Annotated in this window: 3 protein-coding genes and 2 rRNA genes (1 of these 5 running past the window's edge); 1 reads left to right on the top strand and 4 read right to left on the bottom strand. The window is 46.4% G+C overall.

All coding sequences use genetic code 11. From position 1 onward, the window contains the following. Window positions 1–48: 48 nt before the first annotated feature. On the bottom strand, window positions 49–1,005 hold the full coding sequence (locus OLMES_RS17285; protein WP_087460528.1) for an IS5 family transposase: 957 nt from the start codon (window positions 1,003–1,005) through the stop codon (window positions 49–51). An 870-nt stretch (window positions 1,006–1,875) separates the two neighbouring features. Here OLMES_RS17285 and OLMES_RS17290 point away from each other — a divergent pair. After that, the gene (locus OLMES_RS17290) at window positions 1,876–3,027 is read left to right on the top strand and encodes a hypothetical protein (protein ID WP_087462419.1); all 1,152 of its coding nucleotides are present in this window, start codon (window positions 1,876–1,878) and stop codon (window positions 3,025–3,027) included. Between the two features lie 191 nt (window positions 3,028–3,218). On the opposite strand, the gene OLMES_RS17295 is transcribed toward OLMES_RS17290, so the two are convergent. From OLMES_RS17295 to OLMES_RS17305, 3 genes are all read right to left on the bottom strand, one after another. Beyond that, window positions 3,219–4,403 carry a hypothetical protein gene (locus tag OLMES_RS17295; protein ID WP_198343019.1) on the bottom strand — a complete coding sequence of 395 codons (1,185 nt, stop codon included), beginning with the start codon at window positions 4,401–4,403 and terminating at the stop codon, window positions 3,219–3,221. A 462-nt stretch (window positions 4,404–4,865) separates the two neighbouring features. Next, window positions 4,866–4,981 (bottom strand): 5S ribosomal RNA (gene rrf / locus OLMES_RS17300). Between the two features lie 110 nt (window positions 4,982–5,091). Next, window positions 5,092–6,248 (bottom strand): 23S ribosomal RNA (locus OLMES_RS17305) (it continues 1,724 nt past the right edge of the window).

The following is a 6,248-nucleotide window of genomic DNA, read 5'->3' on the forward strand; positions in this document are numbered from 1 at the left end:
TTGCCACCTTATGTGGCCGTTACGCGCCTACAAGGCGCAACTTGCCTGTTAAACTGGCTGCAAATGCCTTTTGGCAAGCACAATATTCGCCAACGCACATTTTGTAAATACCGCATGTGCGTTCTTATCCAACCCTTTGTATCTCACTTTTTTGTAACCAAACTGGCCTTTCAGCACGCCAAATACATGCTCAACACGAGACCGTATTTTCGATTTGAATCGGTTTGACGATCTTTCCTGATCTGAAAGCGGCCTGTTGCGATACGCCTTTCTCTGAGTGAAATCTTTGGCATTGGGAGCTCGCTCTTTAAGCACTTCCTTTAGGCCAGCGTAAGCAGAATCCCCCCATAATCGAGTTTCATCTCCGTGAAGTAAATCTTCCAGCACCTGAGAGTCATGAACATTTGCAGGTGTCACGACAACCGAATGAATCAGCTTGGTTTTGCTGTCCACACCAATGTGTGCTTTCATGCCAAAATACCACTGGTTGCCTTTCCTAGTCTGCTTCATTTCCGGGTCGCGTTGTTTGTCTTTGTTCTTGGTTGAGCTTGGTGCGTTGATAATGCTGGCGTCAACTATCGTGCCTCGTGATACCTTTAAACCATTCTCCTCCAAATAAACATTCACTAAACGAAACAGCTCACCACCAAGATTATGCCTCTCCATCAAATGGCGAAACTTACAGATAGTCGTTTCATCTGGCACAGGTTCCTTGCCCAAATCTATCCCAACAAAAAGACGCATTGCTCTTGAGTCATAGAGTGCTTCTTCTGCACCGGGATCCGACAACTCAAACCAATGCTGGAGGAAATGAATACGAAGCATACGTTCCAAACCGACTGGCTTGCGTCCTGCGCCTTTCGGAGGTTTTGGATAATAGGGTTTTATTGCGTCACTCAATTCCTTCCACGGAATGATTTGATTCATTTCATCAAGGAAAATCTCTTTTCGGGTTTTCTTTCGGTAAACCTCAAACCCTGTCGCTTCCAGACTCTGTTGTTTCATGTGCAAACCAGCTTATTGTTGTTTGGGGTATGGTATATCATTTTTGTTAATTAATCAGAGATGCCTTTACTAACTTTGGCAGCTTCGAGATTGGTCGGGGAACTGAAAATGGCACTCCAGGTCTCTTCCTCTCTGTACAGACCGCAGATACCATAAAGTGGGCCCAAACCTTTGAAAACAAACCAGGTAGTGCAGTTCAAACATTCCAGGAAACCGGCTTTGGAACATTTTTCAATATCCCGAATGATGGTGTAGCCGTAACACTACAGGAGGCTATGAACGGAATCGAACGGAAACAAACTCATTTTATCAATCGTGGTATGGGACTGTTCTGACGATTCAGTTTCAATTAAGCCTATTAAGTTTCGAGGCGGTAAGCGATTGATCCACATCAACCATCCGAAGCATTACCCTGACTATTTATTAGAGAGTTATGGTAACGGATCGATTGCTTACCGACTTGTCAAAAACATAAAGCTCCCAAGCAGCATTTGTCATTTGTCATTTGTAACAACACTGAATCCGAAACCATAGAAATGGTCAAAAAATAGACCACAATCACATTTTGGAACGAAAGTACATTTTGTTCTTTTTCTTTCGAATTTGATTGTCACGCGATGCTCATCACCTATTCCGAACACATCTATTACAACACCCTTCTTTTGAGAACATGCCGCCAAATTACTGTGATTTAGTTCCGCAACAATATTCCAAAAAGAACTCGCGCAACACTTCGATACACTTTATCACTAATTGATAACACGCCAACTCTTGATTAATCTGAGACAGCTAGGTTCAGAACAATATAATAAATAATACTCAGAGACACGACGTCATCCGTTCAATTCTAAAAATAAGATGGGGCGTTGTATGAACAATATCGGCAAGCGGCTGCACTTTGGCATAATCTCGGTGATCGCGTACCTGACCGCGTCACTCTGCCAGGCAGAACTAAAACCAATTTCGGACACAGAAATGTCCGACATAACGGGTCAGGCTTTTTTCTCAGTGGATAACTATGCCTATGAGGGTACGGAGTTCATGCGTCTTAATCTTGGACTTGAGATTGAGACGCTACTAGATATAGGTGAACTTGAGGTGGGCCGCTACCATCGCTGGGAGAACGGTGACCCCTGTCTAGAGTGTGACGGTACTGAAGCCGGCTTGGAACGCCATCCTGCCGACCTCATGCTGAAGAATTTCTCACTCGGCCATATTAACGAAGATACGGATGAGATAGATCCATTTTACCTAAAAGATCCATTTCTTGAGTTCGCATTAGACGATCAGGGTACGCCCATTGGTGTACGTCTCGGATTTGCCAACGCGAAGGGGTGGCTATCTGGCAACATCACAAGTCTTACCGGTAATATTGATATCGCCATCAAAGATACGGCTTATGGCCTCTCACAGATGGCGCCAGATTGCTCGGCAGGAGCGTATGAATGTTTTCTCGGGCTGCTTTTGAAAGTCTTGGGCCCGCCCATATTACAAGGCTCCCCCCTTGAGGCTGAAGCAAATCTGGTCAATCAGGAAGGCGACCTGGATCCAGTACGCGCCAATATGGTTGGCATGGAGGATGGCAAAGAGTTTCGAGCCGACGGCACTGGAGAGATTAACTTCTTTGAACGCGCCCTACTGGATTTAATGATCGCACTGACACCTTCACGCTACAATGCTCGACGAGAAGGCGATATTGTGATTTTTGAATCTGCCAACTGCGATATATTGAGCGTTCCCGTATGCTTTGACCTTTCCAACTTTGGTAGCTTCGAAATCGGTAGAGGCACCGAAACAGGAACGCCAGGCTTATTTCTCTCAGTACAGACCGCAGATACGATAAAATGGGCGCAAACCTTTGAAGAGAACCCAGGCAGCGCAGTTCAAACATTTCAAGAAACGGGATTTGGCACGTTTTTTAATATTCCCAACGATGGTGTTGCCGTCACATTGCAGGAGGCAATGAACGGCATAGATCGTAAACAAACCCACTTTATTAATCGAGGTATGGGTCTGTTCTAAAAACCGCTCATAGGTAAAAATAACACATTGAGTGCGTGAAGGTTTCCTGGTTCACACAGATTTCGCGCACTCTCTTGGATGTTTTAATCTTATCCTTCCAATATAGCCGCACGCACTCATTGGCTTGCTTGTTCACATCATCCGATAAGAGAGAGCGGATTTTGAATCTTGTCCATCTGACCGGTAAAACGCTAAAACAATCCCACGCCTCTATCGATATATTCCGTACGAACTCGACTGATTCCATTTAATGCTTCGTTCAAATTGAATTGAACTGCGCTATTCGGCACATTGAGGAATGCGCCTTGGGTCGCACGTAAGAAATCTTCAGGATTTGGAGCCAGCTTGGCGGTATCGACCAGCCAATCGACATCCTGTGATTGAAGCGAAATGAACACACCAGGAACGGAATCTGTTAAATAGCGTTTACCATCAATCTCTTCAATCTGTCCAACAGGTAAACTCTTGAAGTTCCCCAAATCGAAGCAGGCAGTTATCCCAAGAACCAGGCAATCTTCTACAGTAATCTCGATATCACCCGCCGGACACCAGAAAAACGAGCAATTAGGGTTATTGATGTTGCTACTATTCAGCGGTGAAACCGTGTTAATCAACCAACGTGTCGCACCACTCACATCTTCAATCACAAATTTTTCACCGTCAGGCACCCCAGCGTACTCCGCCCTGATCGGATCCAGATTACCATTCATATCCACCAACTGCGCCTCAGTTCGAATCGGACTTCCCCCAGCAAGGTAAGGTGCGAGCGCAATTACAATTTGATCAAACAGGTTTCCGTTGGAGGACGCTTCCTGTAGCCCTTGACCTCTATCTAGAATTTCAACATTAATGTTCCCGGTAAGGGTCTGGATATCCCCGGACAGAAACCCTTTCGAGTCGCCAAATCCAATACGTACGCCGGTCGGTTGCCCAGTCGTTTCATCAAATGAGAACTCGATAAACGGATCGTGCATTGTAAAGGGAACGAGCTCTCCTTCTTGATACTGGGAGCCATCTGCTTTCAATGGTCTGGGAGACTGGGGATTATTTTGATAATAGGCATCGCTGTATATACCGCCCAAACCAAAATTATTAATCAATACATCAGAAGAGCCTGCTTTTTCACCTGCGCGCTCGTATCGCCCCAACTCAAGAACATCCGCGTTGAGTACAGTCTCAACATCGAGACCTAAGTTGATCCGGGTGTAAGACGTATTTTTTAAAGGATCGGGATGGTCGTACTGGTCAATACTGAACATGGCTTTACCCGATACAGACGCAAGCTCGGAATCATCCATAGCCTTCAATTCCGCGTGTAGACCGGGCACGCTCAAGCAAACCGCAATGACTGAGGAAACTAGAACCTTACGCATCATGTTATCGAACCCCCTACCACAGAGCTCAAAACTGGGTTAATTGTCCGTTTTCTATTGAACATTTGACCTTCATAAACTGGATTGCAGGCAAAACGAATACAATCGCCAAATGCAGCATCCATTGAATACAATTGCCGGTTGATCGTGGTCATACAACGCCTTTTTTATTTGAGTAATACGAGGATTGACGTCGTGTCTCTGAATTTTTTTAGTTGTTGTGAAGAGTAAGAGTAGCGGAAGGTTATTCTAGAATCAGTAGTAGTTAGCGGTGCTTTCTGTTACTAAAAGTGAACATATGATCACTTTTGTAATCTCATTAAAGTTAAAGAGAGGCACTAACGATATATTGATGTGAAGAAAGTTGAAGTGATGGAAGCCAGCTTAAAAGACAATGATACAGTATCGGAATTTTACACATAAAAAAACCCCAGTGGTGTTTACCACTGGGGTTTTTAATTAGGAGCCTGACAATGACCTACTCTCACATGGGGAGACCCCACACTACCATCGGCGCTGGACGGTTTCACTACTGAGTTCGGTATGGGATCAGGTGGTTCACGTCCGCTATGATCGTCAGACAAAACAAGTTGATCGTATGCGTTCTGTCTTTAACTGTTCATGGCTGAACAAAGCGAGTAAACAAGATTCACAGTCATTTGATTTTGGGTCAAAACCGCTTGGGTGTTATATAGTCAAGCCACACGGGCAATTAGTACTGGTTAGCTCAACGCCTCACAACGCTTACACACCCAGCCTATCAACCTCATGGTCTTTAAGGGCCCTTTAGGAGGCTCAAGCCTCAGGGAGATCTTATCTTGGAGGGGGCTTCCCGCTTAGATGCTTTCAGCGGTTATCCCGTCCGAACATAGCTACCGGGCAATGCAATTGGCATCACAACCCGAACACCAGCGGTTCGTCCACTCCGGTCCTCTCGTACTAGGAGCAGCTCTCCTCAAATCTCCAACGTCCACGGCAGATAGGGACCGAACTGTCTCACGACGTTCTAAACCCAGCTCGCGTACCACTTTAAATGGCGAACAGCCATACCCTTGGGACCGGCTTCAGCCCCAGGATGTGATGAGCCGACATCGAGGTGCCAAACACCGCCGTCGATGTGAACTCTTGGGCGGTATCAGCCTGTTATCCCCGGAGTACCTTTTATCCGTTGAGCGATGGCCCTTCCATACAGAACCACCGGATCACTAAGACCTACTTTCGTACCTGCTCGACGTGTCTGTCTCGCAGTTAAGCGCGCTTATGCCTTTACACTAACCGTACGATGTCCGACCGTACTTAGCGCACCTTCGTGCTCCTCCGTTACGCTTTGGGAGGAGACCGCCCCAGTCAAACTACCCACCACACAGTGTCCTCGATCCCGTTTCGGGACCTGAGTTAGAACCTCAACAGTACCAGGCTGGTATTTCAAGGTTGGCTCCACTCGAACTGGCGTCCGAGTTTCAAAGCCTCCCAGCTATCCTACACAAGTAATGTCAAAGTTCACTGTGAAGCTGTAGTAAAGGTTCACGGGGTCTTTCCGTCTAGCCGCGGATACACAGCATCTTCACTGCGATTTCAATTTCACTGAGTCTCGGGTGGAGACAGCGTGGCCATCGTTACGCCATTCGTGCAGGTCGGAACTTACCCGACAAGGAATTTCGCTACCTTAGGACCGTTATAGTTACGGCCGCCGTTTACCGGGGCTTCGATCAAGAGCTTCGCAGATGCTAACCCCATCAATTAACCTTCCGGCACCGGGCAGGCGTCACACCCTATACGTCCACTTTCGTGTTTGCAGAGTGCTGTGTTTTTAATAAACAGTCGCAGCCACCTGGTATCTTCGACCGG

It is taken from the genome of Oleiphilus messinensis (assembly GCF_002162375.1).
In the GTDB taxonomy this organism is placed as follows: Bacteria; Pseudomonadota; Gammaproteobacteria; order Pseudomonadales; family Oleiphilaceae; genus Oleiphilus; species Oleiphilus messinensis.

What these genes read in the sequence shown, in the direction of transcription:
- OLMES_RS17290 (WP_087462419.1), top strand. Translation starts at nt 1,876, where the DNA reads ATGAACAATATCGGCAAGCGGCTGCACTTTGGCATAATCTCGGTGATC.
- OLMES_RS17285 (WP_087460528.1), bottom strand. Translation starts at nt 1,005, where the DNA reads ATGAAACAACAGAGTCTGGAAGCGACAGGGTTTGAGGTTTACCGAAAG.
- OLMES_RS17295 (WP_198343019.1), bottom strand. Translation starts at nt 4,403, where the DNA reads ATGATGCGTAAGGTTCTAGTTTCCTCAGTCATTGCGGTTTGCTTGAGC.